The 21,701-nt window shown below is 42.9% G+C and carries 21 protein-coding genes; 11 read left to right on the forward strand and 10 right to left on the reverse strand.

Annotated elements, in window-relative coordinates; genetic code table 11:
• Positions 1 to 147 precede the first annotated feature (147 nt).
• Positions 148 to 1,119, forward strand: a complete 972-nt coding sequence (locus ACVFI8_RS19805; RefSeq protein ID WP_248711871.1) for a porin — start codon at positions 148 to 150, stop codon at positions 1,117 to 1,119.
• Between the two features lie 397 nt (positions 1,120 to 1,516).
• Positions 1,517 to 2,596: a porin gene (locus tag ACVFI8_RS19810; protein ID WP_457872447.1), complete on the forward strand. Its 1,080-nt coding sequence runs from the start codon at positions 1,517 to 1,519 to the stop codon at positions 2,594 to 2,596.
• A gap of 63 nt (positions 2,597 to 2,659) precedes the next feature.
• Here the strand turns inward: ACVFI8_RS19810 and ACVFI8_RS19815 are convergent, their stop codons facing one another.
• Both ACVFI8_RS19815 and ACVFI8_RS19820 read right to left on the reverse strand, forming a co-directional pair.
• Positions 2,660 to 3,034, reverse strand: coding sequence for a TraR/DksA family transcriptional regulator (locus ACVFI8_RS19815; protein WP_248711869.1), 375 nt, complete (start codon positions 3,032 to 3,034; stop codon positions 2,660 to 2,662).
• Between the two features lie 188 nt (positions 3,035 to 3,222).
• Positions 3,223 to 4,161: a tRNA-dihydrouridine synthase gene (locus ACVFI8_RS19820; RefSeq protein WP_248711868.1), complete on the reverse strand. Its 939-nt coding sequence runs from the start codon at positions 4,159 to 4,161 to the stop codon at positions 3,223 to 3,225.
• A 431-nt stretch (positions 4,162 to 4,592) separates the two neighbouring features.
• On the opposite strand from ACVFI8_RS19820, the gene apt reads away from it, so the two are divergent.
• The 4 genes from apt to ACVFI8_RS19840 all read left to right on the forward strand — a co-directional run bounded on the left by apt (position 4,593) and on the right by ACVFI8_RS19840 (position 8,499).
• A complete protein-coding gene (gene apt, locus ACVFI8_RS19825) occupies positions 4,593 to 5,138 on the forward strand; it encodes an adenine phosphoribosyltransferase (protein WP_248711867.1) in 546 nt (181 codons plus the stop codon).
• Positions 5,139 to 5,152: 14 nt separating this feature from the next.
• Positions 5,153 to 7,387: a DNA polymerase III subunit gamma/tau gene (gene dnaX, locus ACVFI8_RS19830; protein ID WP_457872448.1), complete on the forward strand. Its 2,235-nt coding sequence runs from the start codon at positions 5,153 to 5,155 to the stop codon at positions 7,385 to 7,387.
• 71 nt (positions 7,388 to 7,458) lie between these two features.
• Positions 7,459 to 7,785 (forward strand): YbaB/EbfC family nucleoid-associated protein, encoded by a 327-nt coding sequence (locus ACVFI8_RS19835; protein WP_248711865.1) that lies wholly within the window; start codon positions 7,459 to 7,461, stop codon positions 7,783 to 7,785.
• Between the two features lie 288 nt (positions 7,786 to 8,073).
• Positions 8,074 to 8,499, forward strand: coding sequence for a DUF3010 family protein (locus ACVFI8_RS19840; RefSeq protein ID WP_248711864.1), 426 nt, complete (start codon positions 8,074 to 8,076; stop codon positions 8,497 to 8,499).
• An 81-nt stretch (positions 8,500 to 8,580) separates the two neighbouring features.
• Here the strand turns inward: ACVFI8_RS19840 and asnB are convergent, their stop codons facing one another.
• The 3 genes from asnB to ACVFI8_RS19855 all read right to left on the reverse strand — a co-directional run bounded on the left by asnB (position 8,581) and on the right by ACVFI8_RS19855 (position 12,804).
• Positions 8,581 to 10,248, reverse strand: coding sequence for an asparagine synthase B (asnB, locus tag ACVFI8_RS19845; RefSeq protein ID WP_457872449.1), 1,668 nt, complete (start codon positions 10,246 to 10,248; stop codon positions 8,581 to 8,583).
• A 194-nt stretch (positions 10,249 to 10,442) separates the two neighbouring features.
• Positions 10,443 to 12,035 carry a cation:proton antiporter family protein gene (locus tag ACVFI8_RS19850; protein ID WP_248711862.1) on the reverse strand — a complete coding sequence of 531 codons (1,593 nt, stop codon included), beginning with the start codon at positions 12,033 to 12,035 and terminating at the stop codon, positions 10,443 to 10,445.
• A 19-nt stretch (positions 12,036 to 12,054) separates the two neighbouring features.
• Positions 12,055 to 12,804 (reverse strand): HAD-IIA family hydrolase, encoded by a 750-nt coding sequence (locus ACVFI8_RS19855; protein ID WP_305883127.1) that lies wholly within the window; start codon positions 12,802 to 12,804, stop codon positions 12,055 to 12,057.
• Between the two features lie 132 nt (positions 12,805 to 12,936).
• On the opposite strand from ACVFI8_RS19855, the gene ACVFI8_RS19860 reads away from it, so the two are divergent.
• The 3 genes from ACVFI8_RS19860 (at position 12,937) to lpxM (ending at position 15,388) form a co-directional block, all read left to right on the forward strand.
• Positions 12,937 to 13,953 carry an adenosine deaminase gene (locus ACVFI8_RS19860; protein WP_248711861.1) on the forward strand — a complete coding sequence of 339 codons (1,017 nt, stop codon included), beginning with the start codon at positions 12,937 to 12,939 and terminating at the stop codon, positions 13,951 to 13,953.
• Between the two features lie 67 nt (positions 13,954 to 14,020).
• Positions 14,021 to 14,350 carry an antibiotic biosynthesis monooxygenase family protein gene (locus ACVFI8_RS19865; protein ID WP_248711860.1) on the forward strand — a complete coding sequence of 110 codons (330 nt, stop codon included), beginning with the start codon at positions 14,021 to 14,023 and terminating at the stop codon, positions 14,348 to 14,350.
• A 90-nt stretch (positions 14,351 to 14,440) separates the two neighbouring features.
• Positions 14,441 to 15,388, forward strand: coding sequence for a lauroyl-Kdo(2)-lipid IV(A) myristoyltransferase (gene lpxM, locus ACVFI8_RS19870; protein ID WP_457872452.1), 948 nt, complete (start codon positions 14,441 to 14,443; stop codon positions 15,386 to 15,388).
• A gap of 38 nt (positions 15,389 to 15,426) precedes the next feature.
• Here the strand turns inward: lpxM and ACVFI8_RS19875 are convergent, their stop codons facing one another.
• The 3 genes from ACVFI8_RS19875 to ACVFI8_RS19885 all read right to left on the reverse strand — a co-directional run bounded on the left by ACVFI8_RS19875 (position 15,427) and on the right by ACVFI8_RS19885 (position 17,635).
• Positions 15,427 to 16,110 (reverse strand): DUF2982 domain-containing protein, encoded by a 684-nt coding sequence (locus ACVFI8_RS19875; protein WP_248711858.1) that lies wholly within the window; start codon positions 16,108 to 16,110, stop codon positions 15,427 to 15,429.
• Between the two features lie 98 nt (positions 16,111 to 16,208).
• A complete protein-coding gene (locus ACVFI8_RS19880; protein ID WP_248711857.1) occupies positions 16,209 to 16,505 on the reverse strand; it encodes a DUF1244 domain-containing protein in 297 nt (98 codons plus the stop codon).
• Between the two features lie 140 nt (positions 16,506 to 16,645).
• Positions 16,646 to 17,635: a DUF2333 family protein gene (locus ACVFI8_RS19885; RefSeq protein WP_248711856.1), complete on the reverse strand. Its 990-nt coding sequence runs from the start codon at positions 17,633 to 17,635 to the stop codon at positions 16,646 to 16,648.
• 336 nt (positions 17,636 to 17,971) lie between these two features.
• Here ACVFI8_RS19885 and ACVFI8_RS19890 point away from each other — a divergent pair, with 336 nt between their 5' ends.
• Entirely contained in the window at positions 17,972 to 18,526 is a 555-nt protein-coding gene (locus tag ACVFI8_RS19890) for a porin family protein (protein WP_248711855.1), read from the forward strand.
• A gap of 41 nt (positions 18,527 to 18,567) precedes the next feature.
• Here ACVFI8_RS19890 and ACVFI8_RS19895 read toward each other — a convergent pair whose 3' ends face one another.
• On the reverse strand, positions 18,568 to 18,870 hold the full coding sequence (locus ACVFI8_RS19895; protein WP_248711854.1) for an ArsR/SmtB family transcription factor: 303 nt from the start codon (positions 18,868 to 18,870) through the stop codon (positions 18,568 to 18,570).
• Positions 18,871 to 18,976: 106 nt separating this feature from the next.
• Between ACVFI8_RS19895 and ACVFI8_RS19900 the strand changes: the two genes are divergently transcribed.
• The gene (locus ACVFI8_RS19900; RefSeq protein ID WP_248711853.1) at positions 18,977 to 19,897 is read left to right on the forward strand and encodes a permease; all 921 of its coding nucleotides are present in this window, start codon (positions 18,977 to 18,979) and stop codon (positions 19,895 to 19,897) included.
• Between the two features lie 240 nt (positions 19,898 to 20,137).
• Here ACVFI8_RS19900 and ACVFI8_RS19905 read toward each other — a convergent pair whose 3' ends face one another.
• Entirely contained in the window at positions 20,138 to 21,454 is a 1,317-nt protein-coding gene (locus tag ACVFI8_RS19905; protein ID WP_457872453.1) for a ferredoxin reductase family protein, read from the reverse strand.
• Between the last annotated feature and the right edge of the window lie 247 nt (positions 21,455 to 21,701).

Here is a 21,701-nt window from a genome sequence, read left to right on the forward strand (position 1 = left end):
ACGGGGTTTTACGTGATTTTATAAAAGTTCAATTTTTTATTGCAATAATTTTTCAGCTTGATAATGTATTGGCCAGACAGTGAGAAATCACTGTCGCACAGGGAATTTAAGGAACAAGTGTTTAATTGCTAAGAAGGCACAGGAAAAATGAAAAAAACTATTCTAGCGGTAGCAATACCAGCATTATTCGCAGCATCAGCTCAAGCTGCAACAGTATATGACGCAGACGGCGTATCTGCAGATGTTTACGGTCGTATGCAGTTTGATATTTCTGACAGCGGCGAAAATACAGACGGTACTGGTTCAGCGCGTATGGGCTTTAACGCTAAGTCAGTAATCGCTACAGGCGTATCTGGTGTTGCTAAAGGTGAGTGGCAATTAGCTTCAGAATCAAGTAACGCAACTAAATTCACTGCGCGTCACTTATACGCTGGTTTTGAATTTGATGATGCGGGTACTGTAGTATTCGGTCAATCTGATACTGCTTTCTACCAAGCTGTAGCAGCAACTGATATCTTCAACACCTACGGTTACGAAGCTTTCTCTCTAATTGAAGATGGCCGTCAAGAAGGTCAAATCATCTACTCTGGTGAGTTCGGTGGTTTCTACGTTGGCGCATCTTACCAGTTCCGTCGTCCAGACTTTTCTATCAGCATCGGTAACCCAGAAGATCCTGAATATGTAGAAGTTGGTAACCTAGATTCAGGTTACGCTGCTACTATCGGTTACAACTTTGACTTCGGTCTTGGTGTTTACGGTGGTTACCACGTAGAAAAATTTGAAGAAGCAGACAAGAAGAACATGGCTCTTTCAGCTTCTTACTCTTGGGAAGACCTATACTTAGGTGCTGCCTTCGTAGGTACTGACCTTGACGGTTCTAAACTACAAGGTTACGACCTAGTAGCTTCTTACGACATTAACGCTACTACTATCTACGCTGGTTATGCAGCTCAAGAAGGTAAAGGCGACCTAAGTGATTTAGGTGATACTGCTGATGCAGCTAAACTAGGTGTTGCTTACAAGTTCAACAGCAACATGAAAGTTTGGGGCGAGTACTTGGTTGACGGTCTAGAAGATGCTGATAACCAGTGGACTGTTGCAGTACAATACAACTTCTAAGTTGTTTTAATGAGTTAAACATCTTTGGTGTTTAAACATTATATATAAGCTCGCTTCGGCGAGCTTTTTTGTGTGTATTTTTCTCATTTAGTTTCTCATAGCCCCACCAATTATTGTTTGAGTTGCCACTTACTTTTAGTTGTTGCCGATAGCGACTTATTCATTTTGCTTATATCTACTAGTCATTGATTAGATGAAAGTTTTGCTTTATTGCCTATTGCGTTCGGTATAAAACCAAAAAGTTCACTTTTTTTGTAGAAAAATCTTGAATTAAGTCTAATTATCAGCAAATATGTCGGCCGTAAGAAGGACTTTACTGCTAAGGAAGCCATTCGCAGGACATTAGAATGGATCATGGAAGAGATAATGTATTAATCTCAAAATAGGCAGTGGAACATTGAATAAGACAATTTTAGCAATCGCAATTCCAGCATTATTTGCAGCTGGTGCAACTAACGCCCAAGAAATTTACAACGACGGCGAAAACGCATTCTCAATTGGCGGACGTCTTAACCTTATGGTTGAGTCTGCGAATGAAGATGGAGAGCGTGACGCTCGTGCAGAAGACAACGCATCGCGTATTAACCTAAACTTCTCTCGTGAATTAACCAATGGCTTCGCTGCACGCGCTACCATGGAATATGGTTTAGACAACCCAAATGGCGATAGCAGTAACCCTTTCTTCAATCGTTTAGGCTTTTTAGCGTTAGATCATGATGATTATGGCTCATTATCTTTCGGTAAGCAGTGGTCTACTTACTACAGTGTTGTAGGTAATACTGATGTATTTTGGGTATACGGCGGCACATCTATGGGTATCTACGATGGCGCAACTGGCATTAACTCTGATGGTGAACTTACTGGTGGCCACGGTGTTGCTGGCACAGGCCGTGCAAACGATGCGTTACAATATAATGGCAGCTTCGGTGGTGTTAACTTAAGCGGTCAATACCAATTCGCAGATCAAAGTAATGGCCGCAAAGACAGCTACTCGGGTGCTATTTCTTATGACTTTGATTTCGGCCTTAATGTTGGTACAACCTACCACCAGATGAACCGTACAGCTGAAGCAATGAGTGATGTAAAACGCTCAAGTGGTGGCAATTCTGGTGATGCAAAACTAGCTGCTCTAGCTGCAACTTACAATCAAGGTCCTATTTACGCTGCAGTAACCTACGGTGAATTTAAAGACCACGTTTCTTTTGATGGCGAAACTGTTTCAGAAAAAGCTATCGGTCATGAAGGTGTAGTTGCTTATACACTAGACATGGGTCTCCAGCTTTACACTGGTTGGAACGTACAAGATGACAAAGCTGCTAATTCTTTAGGTGAACTTAAAGAAGGTTACGTTGGTGCAATGTATGATTGGAATAATATCTTACTTTATACTGAATACCGTAACAGCAAAGAAAAAGACGTTGTTGGTGTTAAAACCGACGATAACCGCCTAGCTGCGGGTGTTCGTTACAACTTCTAACTTTATCGAGTAGAAGTAAAAAGGCCACCGAAAGGTGGCCTTTTTGTATCTGCAGTATTCATGCTAAAGCGCAAAGCTTTCACGCCGCTTGGTGAGTCGATGCTTATCACTACAAATCTGACAACGTTGAGTGCTAGGGTCGTTATTTAATCGCTCAATCTCAATAACTTCCTCACAATCACTGCACAGTCCGTACAAGCCTAGATCTACTTGGCAAAGAGCCGCGTCTACGCGTTGCAATTGTTTTAGCTGAGCATTTAACTCTGAAAATTGTAATTTTAAAGCCTGATCGATGAGCTGTTCGTTACTCAGGGATTGCAGCTTCTCAGCGGTTAACTGCAAACTGGTTTTTTCAGAAGCAGTTAAAAATGAGATTATTTCAGACTTTAACTGCTCTAATTGCTGCGTTAATCGCAGTTGATAATCTCTAATTTCCACATCTACGCCCAAATAATAAGTGAGTTTGCAGTATAAACAGCCAGCTAACTGACAGGATATGATGTGAATCAAACCAGCAGCCTATAAAGTTATATAACTACTTTTATTAGGGTTTTGTTGATCTATTACAGAAAACGGATATTTGATACGAGGCTTCTTATCAGCTGCGATGAATGGCAAAGGGTCACTTAGTCTTCCTGTTGTTCCCTAATCGCTTTAATAATTGATGGCGTATCTTTAAAGCTACGTATGGTTCTAAATAGCTGGTCTGCTTCAGGATAATAGCCCGTCAAATAGCGCAGCCATTGCTTTACCCGACTTTGGTAGTATTTGGCTTTTTCACTCGTGATTTCATGTTGCGAATAGCGAATAAGCAATGCAATTACTGCCTGCCACGCTAGGGGCTGTTCTTCTCCGCGAACCACTTTGGCTAGGTTAGGAATGGTTAAAGCGCCTCGGCCAATCATTACATCGTCGCAGCCGCTTGCTGCTTGGCATTGCAAATAGTTTTCTCTATTCCATACTTCACCATTGGCAATAATAGGAATAGAGAACTGTTGTCTCACTTTTTTGATGTAATGCCAGTGAGCAGGGGCTTTGTAACCATCAAGTTTAGTTCGAGCATGAATGGTTAATTCATCAGCGCCGGCTTCTTGAACCGCTTGAACAATCTCAAAACAGTCGTCCTTGTTTTCCCAACCTAGGCGGATTTTGGCTGACACGGTATGTTGCTTGGGCACTGCTTGGCGAACGGCTTTTATCACGTCATAAATTGATTGTGGAGCTTTTAACATTGAAGCCCCGCCACAACTACCAGTAACGGTATTGCTTGGGCAACCAAAATTTAAATCTAGCCCATGAGAGCCTAACGCGATGGCGCGAGCGGCATTTTCGGCCATAGGTTGCGGGTGCTGACCTAATAACTGAACTCGCACAGGAGTCATGTTGTCTATGTACCCGTCTTGATATAACTCGGGGCAATACTTATAGAAAACTTTGTCCGGTAAAGCGGTTGTGGTGACGCGAATAAACTCAGTGACACACCAGTCATATCCGCCACAACTAGACAATAGCTGACGCATTGACGCGTCTGCGACACCTTCCATTGGGGCTAACACAACTCGCATAACGAACCTTCACTGAAAAGGGCGCCATTCTAACGGTTTGGGCTGTTAGTCGCTAGCTATATTCTAGTTAGATGGAGCAAACTACGTTGCTAAACCCTAAAGATAACACCCTTTTTTTGTGGGTATTTATTGGCTATATAGTTTAGTATAATTGATCTAGATCAATGTTGATTGAAATTAGTTTTAGGATGTTTTCCAAATGGACCAGCAGTTTAAAGAAAGTTATAACGTATTCTATTTCCTAGGTTTTGTAGTGGCTTTACTGATACCAACCTTGCCGTTAAGCCTGTCTCTAGTTAAAATTTTAGCTTAATTATCCCTCTCTTTTGCTTGAAGCTGCTCGTTGCTTTATCGCTATAAACTGAGATAATTAAAGATTGTAAATAGCGCCCACCTCGATTGGGCGTTTTTTTTGGAAAATGGAAGCCGGTATGAGCAGCTCTAACCTTGAATATATTAAAAGTGCAATCAAAACTATCCCTAACTACCCTAAAGAGGGAATCCTATTTAGAGATGTCACTAGCCTAATTGAAGATCCGAAAGCATTTGCTCTGGTTATTCATGAATGGCAACAGCGCTTTGAAGACTTAGGTATCACTAAGATTGTTGGTACTGAAGCTCGCGGGTTTATTTTTGGTGCCCCGCTTGCTTTAGCCTTAGGTGTTGGCTTTGTACCGGTGCGTAAACCTGGAAAGTTACCGCGACAAGTGATTGGCGAAAGCTATGAGCTTGAATACGGCATGGATACCCTTGAAATTCATACCGACGCCATTAAGCCTGGGGATAAGGTGCTTTTAGTAGATGATTTAATCGCCACTGGCGGTACCGCTGAGGCTTCAGTGAAATTGATTCGTCAACTAGGTGGCGAAATAAACTACGCGGCTTTTGTGATTAATTTGGTAGACTTACCTGGCGCTCAAAAATTAACGACCTTGGGCGTAGAATCAACATATTTAGTTGAGTTTGAAGGCGAATAGGACTTTTATATTTAATGAATTACCAAGCACTAGCAAGAAAATGGCGGCCAAAAACCTTTCAACAAGTGGTTGCACAGCAACACGTTCTTGCGGGCTTAATTAATTCTTTAGACCAGCAGCGCCTGCACCACGCTTATTTGTTTAGTGGTACGCGTGGTGTGGGGAAAACTACCATCGCGCGCTTGTTCGCCAAGAGCTTAAACTGTGAGCAAGGTGTATCATCTCAGCCCTGTGGAAAATGTAGCAATTGTATAGAAGTCGACCAAGGTAATTTTGTTGATTTATTAGAAATAGATGCCGCATCTCGAACTAAAGTTGAAGATACCCGTGAACTATTAGATAACGTGCAGTACAGCCCAGCGAAAGGGCGTTACAAAGTTTACCTTATCGACGAAGTTCATATGTTATCGCGCCATAGTTTTAATGCTTTACTTAAAACGCTGGAAGAACCACCTGAACATGTTAAGTTTCTACTGGCTACTACTGATCCCCAAAAGCTGCCGGTAACGGTATTGTCCCGCTGTTTACAGTTTCACTTAAAAGCGTTAAACGAAGATCAAATCTCCAAGCAATTGGCTCACATTCTCGATGCAGAGCAAAGAGCCTATCAACCTTCGGCACTAAACGCATTAGCCCATGCTGCTGATGGCAGTATGCGCGATGCTTTGAGCCTTACCGACCAAGCTTTGGCTTTGTCTAACCAACAACTTGAATATCAGCAAGTACTAGACATGTTAGGGGTGCTTGATCCCCATCAGTTACGACAACTGCTATGCCATGTTGTTGCAGGGCAAACAGAGTCGGTATTTAGCAAAGTATCTGAACTAGCGAGCTTGGCTCCCGATTATGAGTACTTACATCAGCAACTAGCTGAAATTATTCATAAGGTGTCGATGGCGCAGGTTTTACCTGCTAGCCAATCAGATGAAACTATTCAAATGTTGGCTGAGCAATTAGATGCTCAGTTATTGCAGTTGCTTTATCAAATAGTGATTACAGGCAAACGTGATTTTGCTTATGCGCCTAATCCCAGAGTCGGCTTTGAAATGACCGTATTAAGGATGTTGGCTTTTCAACCGGTTAGCGCAGAAACGGCGCTGGTTGGTGAACCATCGATAAACGCATCGCCCTCTAATGCGGAGCTTGAAGATAGTAGCTTGGTCAAGGAGCAGCAAGAGATATTAGAGCAGGCCACTCAACAAGGCTATCAGTTGCAGCCCCAACCTGCGCAAACAACTCATGAAACTCCTCTTGTAGAACAAGATAAAGCCGAACGGGAAAACCAAAGAGAACAAAGTATTGCTAAGTTGAAAACTCAGCTTAGAGCAGATGATAAGCAATCATCGCCAGACAAACGGGTACAAAGTAAACCGATTGTTGATGCACCTAAAGTCGAGCCTCACACCACGCCAGTCGAAGCTGTGTTACCCGCCGCTTCAATACCGGCTAGCTCTGCTAATAGCGAGCAGTCAATCACTCAGACAAGTGAACTCAATGAGCAGCTGCCGCCAGTTGATGATAGTTATTATGCTCAATTAGCCGACAGAGATGATGAGCAAGCAGAGCATGATCCCGCTTACTCTGTAGACTATATGCCCTTGGATGTTGAAAGTGCTTCAGCCCCTGCCGCTTCAGTCGCACCTGAGCAGGCTACGCCGATTGAAGATACTGCGTCGTTATTGCAATTGCGTAGTCAGCTTAGAGGGCGGGGTAAATCCGAAAAAAAGTCTGAAGGGGCGCAAGCCTCACTAAATATTGATCGATTAGCGACTTCGACGTCGCAAGCGAATATAGCCGATGGTGTTGGCCATTCTATTGAAGAGCCACTGCAAGCCGCAGAAAAGCCAAGTTTTCAAGCGCAAGCTAGTGATGAAAATGAACGTTGGGCAGAAATGGTAAATTATATGGAGTTAGGCCCTATTGCTCGCCAGATTGCGATCAATTCCCTTTATAGTTTTGATGGGACTAACGTCGGCTTATTACTAAAGCCAGACTTATCCCATCTACCTAAACCAAGTTCACTGACAGAGCTAAAACAACAACTTTCAGTTTGCTTAAAAACCGAGGTTGAATTGCGGATTGAAGTCGGTGAAGACTTAGCACAAAAGACGCCTTTAGAGTTACAACAGCTGCTTCATATTAAGAATACCGAAGCAGCCGTTCAACGTTTACTCGGCGATCAGAATATACAGATCCTTCAGCAACAGTTTGGGGCTGAATTAGACAAAGAAAGCGTGAAATACCACTGAACAACTTGATTTCCGACATTATTACCGATGTAATGTCGCTGTTATAACTAATAGAAGAGAAGAGTGTAGTTATGTTTAAAGGCGGAATGGGTAACCTAATGAAACAGGCGCAGCAAATGCAAGATCGCATGCAGCGCGCTCAAGAAGATATCGCTAAAATGGAAGTTACCGGTGAAGCTGGCGCAGGCCTTGTTAAGGTGGTTATGTTAGGTAACCACAATGTGCGCCGAGTTGAGCTAGACGATAGTTTAATGGAAGACGATAAAGATATGATCGAAGATTTGTTGGCCGCTGCGGTTAATGATGCAGTGCGCAGAGTCGAAGAAACCAGCAAAGAAAAAATGGCTGAAGTAACAGGTGGTATGCAGATGCCTCCTGGTATGAAAATGCCATTTTAATCTGACCAATACTTAATGCTGATGAAAAAGGCCGCTAAGCGGTCTTTTTTAATGGCTGACAGCTAATACAACGATTTCTCATAATTTGAGCATTGTTCAGGGTGAAGGTCGAGACTCAAAGCGTAATGGATTTTGTGATTAGAATAAGCTTTTAACCAAATTCATGGCTAGTGTTGTTCGGTTTTGCTGCGCAATAACTAGATTGTACAATTAGCTGCTTTGGTAAAAGTTCTCTCTGCTTTGTTGTCAGCATGTTTTATACTAATTTTTTTATACTTGGGTTTTATCATGAAAGTTTGTGGCGTCGAAATAAAAAGTAACGAAGTAATTGTTAGCCTGTTGACCTTAGAAGACGGCTTGTTTTTAATACCTGATTGCCGGGTGCGACGATTAACGCTCACTGATATTAATAGTACCCAGCACCTTCGCGAATTTCAGTTTGCTTTTACTAAACTTATGAGTGACTACAAAGTCGAAGTGGTTGCTATTAAGCAACGACCAATGAAAGGCAAATTTGCCGGTGGGGCAGTAGGTTTTAAAATGGAAGCCGCCATTGAGCTGATTGCCGACCTTAAGGTTGAGCTGATCTCAGCACCACAATCTAAGCAAGTACTAAAAGATAACCCCATGCCTGTTGAGTTTACTGCAACTGGCTTAAAAGCCTTTCAAGAAGTTTCTTTTACTGCCGCTTATGTTGCCTGCATGATTCAGTAATACACTTCAATTCGCCAATAAAAAAACCGATGCTGCGGCATCGGTTTTTTGTTTTTAGCGGTGGTTCAAGCTAAAAAGTGTTTAGTAGGCTTCGTTGTGTACTGACAGTACCGCGCGTCCAGAAGGATCGGCGTTATTAGCAAAGCTGGCATCCCATGCAATCGCCTCAGGCGTTGAACAGGCTACAGATTTACCGTGAGGTACACACTCTGCCGCCGAGTCTTGTGGGAAGTGCTCTTCAAACATGCTGCGGTAGTAGTAAGCTTCTTTAGTATCTGGAGTATTAATTGGGAAGCGGAATGCCGCATTAGCTAATTCTTGATCAGATACTTCCAGTTCAACTAACTCTTTTAAACTGTCGATCCACGAGTAACCAACACCGTCAGAGAACTGCTCTTTTTGACGCCATGCCACTTCAGCGGGTAGGTAACCTTCAAAAGCTTCACGAACAATATGCTTTTCGATTTTATCGCCAGCACACATTTTCGCTTCAGGATTGATGCGCATGGCAACATCCATAAACTCTTTGTCTAGGAATGGTACACGGCCTTCAATGCCCCAAGCAGCAAGCGATTTGTTAGCTCGGTTACAATCGAACATGTGTAACTTCTCAAGCTTACGTAAAGTTTCCTCATGGAATTCTTTAGCATTTGGCGCTTTATGGAAGTATAAGTAGCCACCGAATATTTCGTCAGCGCCTTCACCCGACAATACCATTTTGATACCCATGGCTTTAATTTTACGCGCCATTAAGTACATAGGAGTAGACGCACGGATAGTGGTTACGTCGTAGGTCTCTAGATGGTAGATAACGTCTTGAAGCGCGTCGATGCCTTCTTGAACCGTGAAGTGAATTTCGTGGTGAACAGTACCTAAATGGTCGGCCACTTTTTTGGCTGCAATAAGGTCTGGAGAACCGACAAGGCCAACCGCAAAAGAGTGTAGCTGTGGCCACCACGCTTCAGAGTTGTCGTTGTCTTCAATACGTTTGTCCGCGTAAATCTTAGTAATAGCAGAAATGACTGAAGAATCTAAACCACCAGACAGTAATACACCGTAAGGTACGTCACACATTAGTTGGCGTTTAACCGCTGCTTCTAAAGCAACTTTTACATCTTCCACGCTAGCATCGTTGTTTTCTACGTTGCTGTAATCCATCCAGTCGCGTTCATAGTATTTAACGGGCTCGCTGCCATTTTTACTGTATAAGTAATGGCCTGGAGGGAACTCACTAACGGTTTTACAGATAGGTGTAAGAGCTTTCATTTCTGAAGCAACGTAAAAGTTACCGTGCTCGTCGTAACCAGTATATAGCGGAATAATACCGATATGGTCACGACCAATAAGGTAAGCATCTTCTTCTGCATCGTATAAACAAAAACCAAAAATGCCGTTTAAGTCATCTAAGAACTCAACGCCTTTTTCTTTGTATAAGGCCAAAATGATTTCACAATCAGACTCTGTCTGAAATTCAAAATCTACATTTAACTGAGCTTTAAGGTCTTTGTGATTGTAAATCTCGCCATTAACAGCAAGAGCATGCGTTTTCTCGGGATTATAAAGAGGTTGTGCGCCAGTATTCACGTCAACAATAGATAAACGCTCATGTACTAAGATGGCATTTTTTGAAGTGTAAATACCTGACCAGTCTGGGCCACGGTGGCGTAAACGTTTTGACATCTCTAGTGCTTGCTTACGCAATACACTGAGGTCCGATTTAATGTCTAGAACTCCAAATATGGAACACATACTCTTCCCTTAACTACTTTGTGTTTGCTCTCGAACAAATGGTACTTCGCCATTTATCCAAATATTGCCTTCAATTTGCCAAGATCAGAAATTATTGCAAGCCCTGAAAGGTATTTTTTGCTAAAAAAAGCCAGAAATCGATGAATTATTAACAAACTGGCTATTTTTATAAGTCTTTCTGTAAAATTTAGGCCTTATTCTGGTGGTTTATTGTTAGCAATTAACTGCGCATGTACGTGATCGGCAAAACCCGCACCTGCTTCATTGTATAAGTTGAACACTTCATCTGCACCAAGCCGTTTTAGCTTTTCAGCGTCATCTGCAAACTGAGCGATTGCCGCAATTTTTGCATTAAACGGTCCTTTTTGCAGCTGTTTTAAAGCGTATTGATTACCGTGGTGATGAGGCATGGCTAACAACACTAATTTTAAGTCGGTAGAGGGGGCCAGTTTTTCCCAAAAGTCGGAATCTGTGGCATCACCTTGAATAACCGCTCGACCACTTTCAATTTGATGTTGAATTTTTTCTAAATCGGTATCAATACCGATCACTAAGTCAGGATAATACTGTTGCAGCATATCGTAGGCGCCTTCACCAATTCGGCCCATACCCAAAATGACTACCTGCATTTGACCAAGTTCAATGGGTTGATCTTCAAGGTGTAGTTTACTGCGCTGCAAGCGTTTTAGCGCTGGTCGAATAAACTGGTAAATGATGTCAGCGTTTTTATGTACGGGCGCTGCCACTAAGAAACTAATCGCCACCGCGAGGGCTAAGGTAGCCATCCAGGAGGCATCAACCCATCCTAACTGCACCGCAACCGCGGTCACAATTAATCCAAACTCACTGTAGTTTGCTAAACTCATCGCGCCTAAAAAAGACGTGCGCGAACGTAATCTAAATATCAATAGATAGAGGAGATAGAAAGTAGATTTTACGACCAGTAAGCCAACTAAAAATAACGCTATATAAATCGACTCTACACTCAGTTCACTCGATAGACCGATGGAGAGGAAGAAAGCCACCAAAAAGAGCTCTTTAAAGCTGAATAGTGCTTTGGCCATACCACTCGCCGCGGGATGCCCGGCTAACAACATACCTATCATTAGCGCCCCTAAATCAGCTTTTAAACCGACCAGATCGAACAGTTGTGCGCCGAGTACAAAAGTGAGGAAAAACCCCAAAACTAGTTGTAATTCACCATGGCCAACCCGGTTGAGTAAACGATAAAGCAGTGGCCTTAATGGCAGTAAAATTAACAACAGCGGGGCGTACATGGTGGGAAGCTTGCCAGTAGTCGCTGCTAAGAACACCACGGCGAAGATATCCTGCATAATCAATACACCGATGGCTACTCGGCCATACAGCGCATTCATTTCACTTTTATCTTCTAATACTTTTACAGCGAATACGGTGCTTGAAAAACACAGTGCAAAAGCGAGTACTAAAATACCATTGCTGGAGAGTTCACTAATGCTGCTAATACCAAACCATTTTACCGCTGAAAGGGTGCCTACAAATAGCAGCATGTTGGTACCTAAATGCGCGGTAGCTGTTCCCCATACTTCTCGTTTGAAAAGGGTTCTAACGTCGAGCTTTAAGCCTACAGTAAAGAGCAGCAAAGTAACGCCTAAGTCAGCGCAGGTAGAAATAAGTTCGTTTTGCTCAAAGCCTATTTCACGCAGCAGAAACCCTGCAGCTAAAAAGCCAATCAATGGCGGTAAATGAGCCAAATGAGCGAGAAATCCCGCCAAAAAGGTGATTGTAATTAGTAATGAGATATCCATTGTTACCTAGTTTTTATATTTATACGATGTCGATAGCGGCCACATTGGGAAAAATATAATTGGGTCTAAATGGCACCATATCGATGTCTTGTTCACTACTTACCCCCGACAGCACTAGAATGGTTTCTAAGCCAGCTTGAAAGCCCGCTAATATATCGGTGCGCAGATTGTCGCCAATAATGACAGTGTCTTCAGCATGGGCGCCAATTTTGTTTAATGCGGCGCGGATAATCCAAGCGCTAGGTTTGCCTACAACGAAGGGCTGGCGACCGGTGATTCTTTCAATGGGGGCGCATAAAGAGCCGCAGGCAGGGCTCATGTTGGGGCCGTGGGTGTCTGGATTAGTCGCAATAAATTGTGCCCCTTGAGCAACAAATTTGGCAGCATGTTGAATCATATTCCAGTTATAGTTTTTGGTTTCTCCTACTACTACAAAGTCAGGGTTGATGTCGGTAATGGTGAAACCTGCACTATACAGTTCGTGTATTAAAGCCCCTTCGCCAATCACGTAGGCTTTGTTGCCATCTTGTCTTTTCAAAAAATCAGCCGTCGCCATCGCTGAGGTATAGAAACAACTCTCTGGAATATCGACCCCTGCAGTTTGAAAGCGGTTTTGTAAGTCTTGTGGGGTCTGTGCTGGGTAATTGGTTAGAATTACCAATTTGGTCTTCTGTGCCAGTAGACGTTCGATAAATGCTTTGGCTCCGTCGATTAACTGGTTGTCGTGTAACAACACTCCATCAATGTCACAAATGACTGCTTTACTCATTATTCTTCCTTAGAACCAGAAATATCACTAATTTAGGGTAACGTAGAGTGCCCAAAAAGCGCTAGGAAAAAATAACTTATCAGCAACAATAGTGAGAATCTTTGTTAAGCTCAGAAGAAAAAGGAGTAATTGATGTCTAATAAGTCCGAATTTATTAAAAAAATACCTAAAGTTGAGCTTCACTTACATATAGAAGGTAGTTTAGAGCCTGAGTTAATGTTTAAGTTGGCAGAGCGCAACAATATAGTTTTACCTTATCCATCGGTAGATGCCCTTAAACAGGCTTACCAATTTAGTAACTTGCAGGAGTTTTTAGACCTCTATTATCAAGGGGCTGAAGTACTGCAAACAGAGCAAGATTTCTATGATTTGGCTTGGGCTTATTTCGAAACGTGCCAACGTGATAACGTATTACATTGCGAAGTATTCTTTGACCCGCAAACTCATACCGAAAGAGGGGTAGCGCTTGCTAATGTTATTAGCGGCTTAGTCAGGGCTAAACAACAGGCCAAGCAACAATATGGTATTACCTGTGAGTATATACTGTGTTTCTTACGTCATTTATCACAACAATCTGCCATTGACACCTTAAACGCTTGTAAACCGCATTTGCAGCATATTATTGGCGTGGGTTTAGACTCCAGTGAACAAGGGCACCCCCCTGAAAAATTTCAGCAAGTCTTTGCCATGGCTAAAACTCTTGGATTACAACGTGTAGCGCATGCTGGAGAAGAAGGGCCTGCCAGTAATGTCACTAATGCTTGGAAGCTACTCGATGTATCTCGGATCGATCATGGCGTTCGTTGTTTAGAAGATCTTGAGCTAGTGAAACAGTTGGCAACTGCCAAAATGCCATTGACCGTTTGTCCGTTTAGTAACGTAAAACTAAAAGTAGTAAAGCAGTTGGCTGACCATCCATTACCCAAAATGTTGCAACATGGTTTGGCGGTAACGATTAACTCTGATGACCCCGCTTATTTTGGTGGGTATTTGTTAGACAACTTGCAAGCTTGTGCTGATACCTTTGATTGGAATATACAGCAAATAGCCGATTTAAGTACTACGGCTGTGCAGGCAAGTTATGCCAGTGACCAGCGAAAAACTGAGTTAAGTCAATTAATTGATAACTGTGTAGCAGAGTTTACTTAGTCAACTTGTGTTTTTTGACTCGCTGACACCATAGTTAGAGATGTATTAAGCGTTAAGGAGTGTGCCGATGTACGTAGTGTTATTTCGTTGGAAATTAAATGAAGAACATCTTCAGTCTTTTAAAGAGGGATGGTCGGAAATCATTCACTTTAATATCGATAAATGCGGGGCTTTAGGTTCGCGCTTACACAAAGCGTCTGATGGTACTTGGATATCATATTCGCAATGGCCAAGCCGTGAGCATTGGATTAGCTCTAAAGAGTTTGAACCACAGGTGCAAGATGCGCGATCAAAAATGCGTAAAGCGATTCTATGGCAAGATGAACCACTACTAATGGCACCGCAGTTAGACCATTTTGTTTCGTCTAACCTTGATGCAACCCATTCAATATTATGAGGTGCTTGGCGTGCAGACTTGCTTTACCTGCTAAGGCCAGTAAACTGACGCGCAGTTTAAAAATATCTATGTGGGTTGTGTTCTATCGCTATGTCTAAGTTTGAGTCTCAAGCATTTTCTATTCCTTTCTCAAAGGCTTGGTTAGCCCCTAAATACTGGGGCTCTTGGCTACTCGGCGGTCTAATTATTTTGTTTGCGTTTGTTCCGGTTAAAATTCGCGATCGGATCGCAGTAGCTATTGCTAATAAAATCTTTAACTTAAAGGCCCTAAAAAAGCGCCGGGCTATTGCAGATACTAATTTAGAGTTATGCTTTCCAGAGATGAGCGCCTACCAGCGTGAGCAGGTCATGCTGAAAAACATGCAGATTTTTGCTCAGCTTATTTTGGGGGCGGGCGAAATGACCGTTCGTTCTAAACGCTACTTGCAAGGCAGAATAGTGGTTGACGGTGAAGACAATATTAAAAAGCTGCTAGATAACAACGAACGCTTTATTATTTTGTTGCCACATACCTACCCTGTTGACTTTTTGGGCACTTACTTTTGTACTCGTGGTCATGATATGTGCACCATGTTCAAGAAAACCGGTGACCCGATTGTTGATTGGGCGATGGCGAAACAACGCACCCGATTTGGTGGCGTTATTTTTGAGCGAGATGCGGGTATTAAAACCTTGATTAAGGCTGTACGAGCGGGTTTTGGCTGTATCTACCTACCAGATGAAGACTTTGGCCCTGAAGCCAGCCTAATGACACCATTGTTTGCTACTCAAAAAGCCACCTTGCCCGTGCTAGGGAAGATGACTAAGTTGAGTGGTGCTAAGGTGGTGCCTATCTATGCTGGGTATGACAGCGAGTTACATAAAGTTAAATTGTATATTCACCCACCAATGCAAGACTTCCCAAGCAACGACGTTGCTAACGATACCTTGCGTATGAATCAAGAAGTAGAGAAACTCATTTTGCGCTCACCAGAACAATATATGTGGACATTGAAATTGCTGCGCACTGTTGAAGGTAGTGATAAACCTAGGTATTAGTAGGTTAAAATGCCTCGCTGTATCACTAGGCATGTTATCTAATGATGACTTATCGCACTATTTTTGTAGTTGCGTACCAGAGCCACAAAATCTTCTGCTTCTCTATCTAAAATGGTTTGGTCAATTAATAAATCGTAGCCGGTTAACTCACGTAGTTTTTTCATGCGATTGGCAAACATGCCGGTAAGTCCGGTATAAATTTTGCCACTGGCAGACTTAAAATAGTCGTCTTCAATCAAATGGTCACTCACATGACTATCTTGGCAATGTTGGCAACTGCGTCTTAGTGATGCCAGTAAGGCTGCACGTTGCTCGGTGAGTAAATGGGCTGATAGGCGAGGTGATAAACTGTCCAGTAGGTAATCAGGATCGTTTAAGCGCAATCCTACGTAGTTCATATCATGCCAATTTAAACCGTCATGTAAGCGCGGTATATCGATCCTTTGAAGTTTGTCCCAAGGCAAACACCAGCCGCCATAACGATGGTGAAACTGCAAATGGTCATAACAAAGCACCACTGAGTAAACCGGTTGTAACAGTTTTTCTACGCCTACTCGGATCCCCAAATAAGCGAGAAAAAACAGCATTGAAGCAACAATCGATACCAACACCGCAGGCACATAAAGTGTGCTAACAGCCAGCAACGCGAGCAATGAACCTGCCAACACCAGGGTTTTTGCGTTGTTGCCAGCCTTGCTTTTAATCCATATTGATTTTGGCATCTACTCACCTCAATCATCGTTGGTTTAGTTAACTATACGGACCGGATGAGTAATGCGCTCATTGCAGCTCAAGTTTTAGGGTTTGTTCGTTCCGTTGCTTATTTGGATTTAGCGGCTTCTTTTGCTTTGAATATGGCCATTTGCTCATCGGTAGCAGGCAATTGGTGATGCTCTTTCCATTGTGAGTAGGGCATTCCGTAGACTTTTTCGCGAGCTTGTTCATAGCTTAATGTTTCACCCTGCTCTTCGGCAGCGCTTACCATCCATTTAGCTAAACAATTACGGCAGAAATCAGCCAAATTCATCAGTTCAATATTTTGCACTTCTTTGTGTTGGTCTAGGTGTTCTAGTAAGCGCCTGAAAGTGGCCGCTTCAATTGCTTGTTGCTTGTCCATGAGCGTTATATCCAAAAAGAAAAGTTAGGGCAGTGTAAATCGACAAAAGCAGCGAATCAACGCTGCTTTTGTTGTGGGTATTTATTCGTAACGGTTGAGCGTTGCTATTGGTGTTTTAAAACCATCAACGGCTAAGGAGCCTAACCATTGGTAAGCAAGTTATTTAAGTTAATGATGGCGGCATTAGCTCTAGATATATAGTTAGCCATCACCAAAGAATGGTTTGCAACTAAACCAAAGCCTGTACCATTCAAAATCATCGGACTCCAAATCGGTTCTTGGGTAGCCTCTAGTTCACGAACAATTTGGCGAACCGCAATGGTGGCGTTTTTCTTCTCTAACACCCCTTTAAAATCTACTTCAACCGCTTGGAAGAAGTGCAATAGCGCCCAAGCCTCGCCACGAGCTTCATAAAATACATCGTCAATCTTCCACCAAGAAGTTTTTACCATGGTTTCTGAAGGCGTAAATGTCGACTGCTCAGCGCCTTCCTCACCAACTAAGCTGGTATTTAGTCGCTCACGGCCTACGGATGCGGATAGCTTTTGAGACATACCGCCAAGCCGAGATTGCACCTCGTTTAACCAAGTCACTAAGTTATCGGCCCTGGCATAAAATTGAGCATTGGGATCGGTAGGGTCAGCGAGTTGGCGGCGATACTCTAATAGGGCCTTGATCGCTTCTTGGTATTCGCCCTCTGCGCTGGGTAACTGCCAACTAGTGTGGTCAATGTTAAACTTGGGTTGGGCTATTTTTAGCTGAGCATGCTCAACTGATTGAGCTTGAGAGCGACTAAAGTCTTTACGCATAACCAGCGATAAATCACGTACCTGGTTTAATGCGCCTAGTTCCCAGCTAGGCATGTTGTCCATGAATACACTGGGCGGCATTTTGTCATTACTGAGATAACCGCCTGGTTTATCTAATAGGGTTTGAGCCACAAAAGCCAAAGCGGTAGTCGTCGCATAGCCTGTCACCATCTCTTGCCCATCAGCTACCGCCTGTTCTTGCGAGTATAGCTTGATGTCGATGCGCTCAGGTTCGGAGCTCCAGATAACGGCAACAATGTAATTAATGATTAAAAATATTAAGGCAAAAATAACTACTTTACGGCCCGTTAATTGGAACATCGCTAAATCCTCTCATTATCTATTCTGTTCAGCATAGTCAACTTAGCAATTTAATCAATAGCTTAACTAGATTCAATCAGCATAACTATAGATAAATAATGCCAGGGGAAATCGCTAAATCACTCAACAATAGCCATCTTGTAAATGTGTCTTATGCAGCCCATATTAGAGCGTAAATAGCTAAAGAAATGACTGTGTTTAAAACCACCCTAAGCGGCAGGTGCTATCGCTAATTGCTGCTGATGGCTTGTTTCAATTTAGCACAAATAATGAGACTATTAGCCCACTTAAAAACATACAAGGAGGTAATAAAATAAAGGTTTAAAGGTGTTTCAGGTGTTGTTTTTTCCAATCATTAGTCGTAAATCTAGGTTCATTTCTTTTTTATTAGTCGCTACGTTTTTATTGTTTAGCACTCAACCTAAAGCCAGCACGGCTACAACCATCCCTTGGGCGGCCGCCTTTATCGATTATCAGCAAGCCACTGATGATATGTTGGGGATTACCATTGCGGTAAACCACTATGATAAAAACTACTCTCGCTGGGGCTACTATCTGGGTTATGCAAAATCTAAACAACAAAGCCTGCCGTTAGACGCCCCCGCACAAGGTCAGCGTGATTTAACCATGCTACGGATTGGACTTAGTTACAGTTTATCTAATGATATTAGTGTTTACGGTGGTGGGGCCTTGCTTGAAGACACGCAACAATACACCGATGGCATTACGCTATTTTGCACCGACTGTGAAGCCGAGTGGCATACAGATACAGACAAAAGGTGGGGCGGTGAAATCGGTTTACGTTATGCGCCGACCAAGCATCTTATATTTGGCATCGGTTATAACTCGGCGATAGAGGGCGGGGTATTTAGTCTCGGATATCGCGGCTAATGAGCGCTTATAAAGCTCTTTACCGAAAGTTTTAGAGGTAGTTACCCTTGCTCTAGTTGTTCGTCGGCACAGCATTCATCTTGTAAAAAGCTAATCACTGTTTGTAACTTATCGAACTCGGCTATGCAAAATAAGGTTCGGCCCTCGCGCCTTTGCGATAATAAGCCTGCAGACACTAAACCGGCTATATGGTGAGATAAAGTAGAGCCAGGTATCGATAACTGCTCTTGCAGGCCACCCACTGCGATACCTGCATGGCCAGCTTTAACCACTCGTCGAAAAACATTTAAACGAGTAGGGTGACCTAATTCCTTAAGGGCTTTAGCAATTGTGTCGGTATTCATTTTAGGCTCCGCTTAATTATATATTTCGATATTACTGGAAATAACTTGATCATTCTAGCCGCTGCCTTTATATTTCGAATATTCTAGAAATATGGGTTTATTTGAAATGTTATTTATAAATAGCGAAATGGTTATGCAAGCACTAAACATGTTTGCTTTCTTGGCACTAGAGCTAAGCGTGTTGTTTTTAGCAATTAGTTACTTAGTGGGAGTACTGCAGCACTACATCTCTCCAGAAAAAATCCAACGCATACTGAGTGGAAAAAATGGCAGTGGTTATTTGGTGGCTGGTTTTCTGGGGGCGATTACACCATTTTGTTCGTGCTCTACCATTCCTTTTTTAAAAGGCTTACTTAGAGCGAAGGCGGGCTTTGGCACCATGATGGTGTTTTTGTTTGCCAGCCCCTTACTAAACCCCATTATTATTGGTTTGTTTGCGGTAACGTTCGGCCTAACGGTGAGCGTGTTCTATTTTGTCATCGCGATGGGTGTTTCAGTGGTTGCCGGATACAGTTTAGAGAAACTAGGTTTCGAAAAATATGTCAAAGCCGAGGCTTATCTTAGCCCAGAAAAAAGCTGTGCAGGCTCGACGTGTGGCGCTAATACCATAACGACACCAAGCAAGTGGCAACTTATTTGGAATAGTACGTGGGGCGATTTTAAGAAAGTATTACCTTACCTGCTTGGTGGTATTGCAGTGGGCTCTCTTATTTATGGTTTTATGCCAAGCGAGTTCGTCGCTAAATTTGCCAATGATGATAATCCTTTGGCAATACCTGTGGCGGCGGTGATTGGTATCCCCTTGTATCTTCGTGCTGAAGCGGTGATTCCTTTAAGCGCAGCATTAGCGGCAAAAGGCATGAGTTTAGGCGCGGTGATGGCTCTGATTATTGGTAGTGCTGGCGCCAGCTTAACCGAAGTTATTTTACTCAAATCTATTTTTAAAAACCCAATGATTGTGGCTTTTTTGATGGTGATTTTGAGTATGGCAATAAGCGCTGGTTTCCTCTACAACGTTATCTTCTAAGCTAAGAAGGAGCGAGCTTAATCTGCGCTTGCTACCACAAAAAACTAACTAATGTATGTTGTTTTACTGTAGTTACTCGGTGCTTTCCTTTAGGGCCCAAATAAAATGGACCTGTGTTTATAGCTCTAGTACTTGTTAAAGGTTTAGGTGGAAACTGAATTGTTCTAGATCTTAGATAAACTCTCAGTATATTGACGACAATTCAGTCCCTAGCTTAGCCATTGTGGCTAGTATAGGCGTTTAGCGCATTTCAAATAGCTCTTCATGGTAGTGTGCTAAGTTGTAACCTTGTTTGCTCAAATCTCGCTTGATTGCGGCAGAGAACTTAACCGGCCCACAGAACCATATTTTGCGTGTGAGTAAATCATTGATCTGTTGCTGCAATGTTTCAACGCACAATAAAGGTTCCTGTTTATCGACAATGGTAAGCGTAACATTGGCGTTAACAGCTTGCTGCTGAAGTTCGTCAATAAGCTGTTCATCTGGCGTATCGGTGCAGTAATACAAGTCAGTTTTAACATTATTCATTGAGGATTGACGCTCCTCCAAGATGGCCTTAAAGGCAGCAATGCCAATTCCTCCGGCTAACCATAGTTGTGGAGCGGGGTCGCTAAAATTAAAACAGCCGTAAGGCCCTTCAACTTTTACCGCTTGGCCGATGCTAAGCGTATTTTTTAGGGTTGAGGTAAAGTCACCCAACTCTTTAATCATAAAGCGCATATTGCCACTTTCTGAATAGGCTGACGCAATAGTAAATGGATGAGGTTCTTCACCAGGGAATTGCACAAAAGCAAATTGACCACTGTGATGACCACGCCAACGAGGCACATTTAGCTGTAGATCTACGACTTTATTTTGCGCCGAAAAGTTAAAACTGGCGACCTTAGCAAGGTAGTGTTTGGATTTACCAATACGCCCCAATAAGCTGTAAACTGCGGCAAGGCTGCCGGCGGCTATCAGCGTTAAACAAAAGTAGGTAATCGGGTAGGGCCAATAACTGTGTTTAATCAGTATTGCCGAGTGGAAAGCGATCACTAAAAACGCAACTGACATGAGCTTATGAGAGAGCTTAAAGCCTTTATAGCGAATAAGGCCGACAACAGCGACAATAGATAAAACCACCAAGGTGTAAAAGGCCAATTCCCCTAGCTGCTCGGCTAAACCTCGTAGTGGTTTAACGAGGGCATAAAAGGAATCAGGGTTATTGGGGCCGCCACCCTTAATGGGGCGCTCTAGTAAGCCCGCCCCCACTAAGTACTTAGGCACAATGGCGATAAGCCAGTGAACGGCACCAGTTGATACTGCTGCGATACCGGTCCATTTGTGTAAGCGGTAGGATTTATCTAAGCCGCGGGTAAATTGTTCAATTAACGGCAAACGTAAGGCCAGCAGCATGGTAAGGCTCATTAAAGTAACCGCAATCATCCCGCTATACTGGACAAAAGCGGCACGCCATTGGAAGAAGTTATCGTAAGGCAATAAATGGGCCTCTGCGTGAAACCACATGCCTGTAATTACTGCTATAAGCAGCGCTGCAGTTATCTTAAATTTTCTCATGATGGGCCTCACTCTTCTCTAAGTATTAAGTATACGCGGGCCTATATAAAGCAAGGTAAACAGGAGTAAAGAAGTGTAAACATGGCTGATTTTCGCTCTAGGCTTAATCTACCGAGTGAGTTCTATCTCAGAGGAAAGAGTGGGTAGGGGAAGAGAGTATCGAAGTGAGTCAATTATCACAGTTGTGAACCAAGCTAATCTGCAAGTGAAAAGTGAGTAAAACAAGCATTGAATTAAGCTTAATGAT

It is taken from the genome of Agarivorans sp. MS3-6, assembly GCF_054112545.1.

What these genes read in the sequence shown, in the direction of transcription:
- ACVFI8_RS19835 (WP_248711865.1), top strand. Translation starts at nt 7,459, where the DNA reads ATGTTTAAAGGCGGAATGGGTAACCTAATGAAACAGGCGCAGCAAATG.
- lpxM (WP_457872452.1), top strand. Translation starts at nt 14,441, where the DNA reads ATGTCTAAGTTTGAGTCTCAAGCATTTTCTATTCCTTTCTCAAAGGCT.
- ACVFI8_RS19850 (WP_248711862.1), bottom strand. Translation starts at nt 12,035, where the DNA reads ATGGATATCTCATTACTAATTACAATCACCTTTTTGGCGGGATTTCTC.
- ACVFI8_RS19875 (WP_248711858.1), bottom strand. Translation starts at nt 16,110, where the DNA reads ATGCCAAAATCAATATGGATTAAAAGCAAGGCTGGCAACAACGCAAAA.
- ACVFI8_RS19895 (WP_248711854.1), bottom strand. Translation starts at nt 18,870, where the DNA reads ATGAATACCGACACAATTGCTAAAGCCCTTAAGGAATTAGGTCACCCT.
- asnB (WP_457872449.1), bottom strand. Translation starts at nt 10,248, where the DNA reads ATGTGTTCCATATTTGGAGTTCTAGACATTAAATCGGACCTCAGTGTA.
- dnaX (WP_457872448.1), top strand. Translation starts at nt 5,153, where the DNA reads ATGAATTACCAAGCACTAGCAAGAAAATGGCGGCCAAAAACCTTTCAA.
- ACVFI8_RS19860 (WP_248711861.1), top strand. Translation starts at nt 12,937, where the DNA reads ATGTCTAATAAGTCCGAATTTATTAAAAAAATACCTAAAGTTGAGCTT.
- ACVFI8_RS19840 (WP_248711864.1), top strand. Translation starts at nt 8,074, where the DNA reads ATGAAAGTTTGTGGCGTCGAAATAAAAAGTAACGAAGTAATTGTTAGC.
- ACVFI8_RS19900 (WP_248711853.1), top strand. Translation starts at nt 18,977, where the DNA reads ATGTTATTTATAAATAGCGAAATGGTTATGCAAGCACTAAACATGTTT.
- ACVFI8_RS19885 (WP_248711856.1), bottom strand. Translation starts at nt 17,635, where the DNA reads ATGTTCCAATTAACGGGCCGTAAAGTAGTTATTTTTGCCTTAATATTT.
- ACVFI8_RS19820 (WP_248711868.1), bottom strand. Translation starts at nt 4,161, where the DNA reads ATGCGAGTTGTGTTAGCCCCAATGGAAGGTGTCGCAGACGCGTCAATG.
- ACVFI8_RS19880 (WP_248711857.1), bottom strand. Translation starts at nt 16,505, where the DNA reads ATGGACAAGCAACAAGCAATTGAAGCGGCCACTTTCAGGCGCTTACTA.
- ACVFI8_RS19855 (WP_305883127.1), bottom strand. Translation starts at nt 12,804, where the DNA reads ATGAGTAAAGCAGTCATTTGTGACATTGATGGAGTGTTGTTACACGAC.
- ACVFI8_RS19905 (WP_457872453.1), bottom strand. Translation starts at nt 21,454, where the DNA reads ATGAGAAAATTTAAGATAACTGCAGCGCTGCTTATAGCAGTAATTACA.
- ACVFI8_RS19805 (WP_248711871.1), top strand. Translation starts at nt 148, where the DNA reads ATGAAAAAAACTATTCTAGCGGTAGCAATACCAGCATTATTCGCAGCA.
- ACVFI8_RS19865 (WP_248711860.1), top strand. Translation starts at nt 14,021, where the DNA reads ATGTACGTAGTGTTATTTCGTTGGAAATTAAATGAAGAACATCTTCAG.
- apt (WP_248711867.1), top strand. Translation starts at nt 4,593, where the DNA reads ATGAGCAGCTCTAACCTTGAATATATTAAAAGTGCAATCAAAACTATC.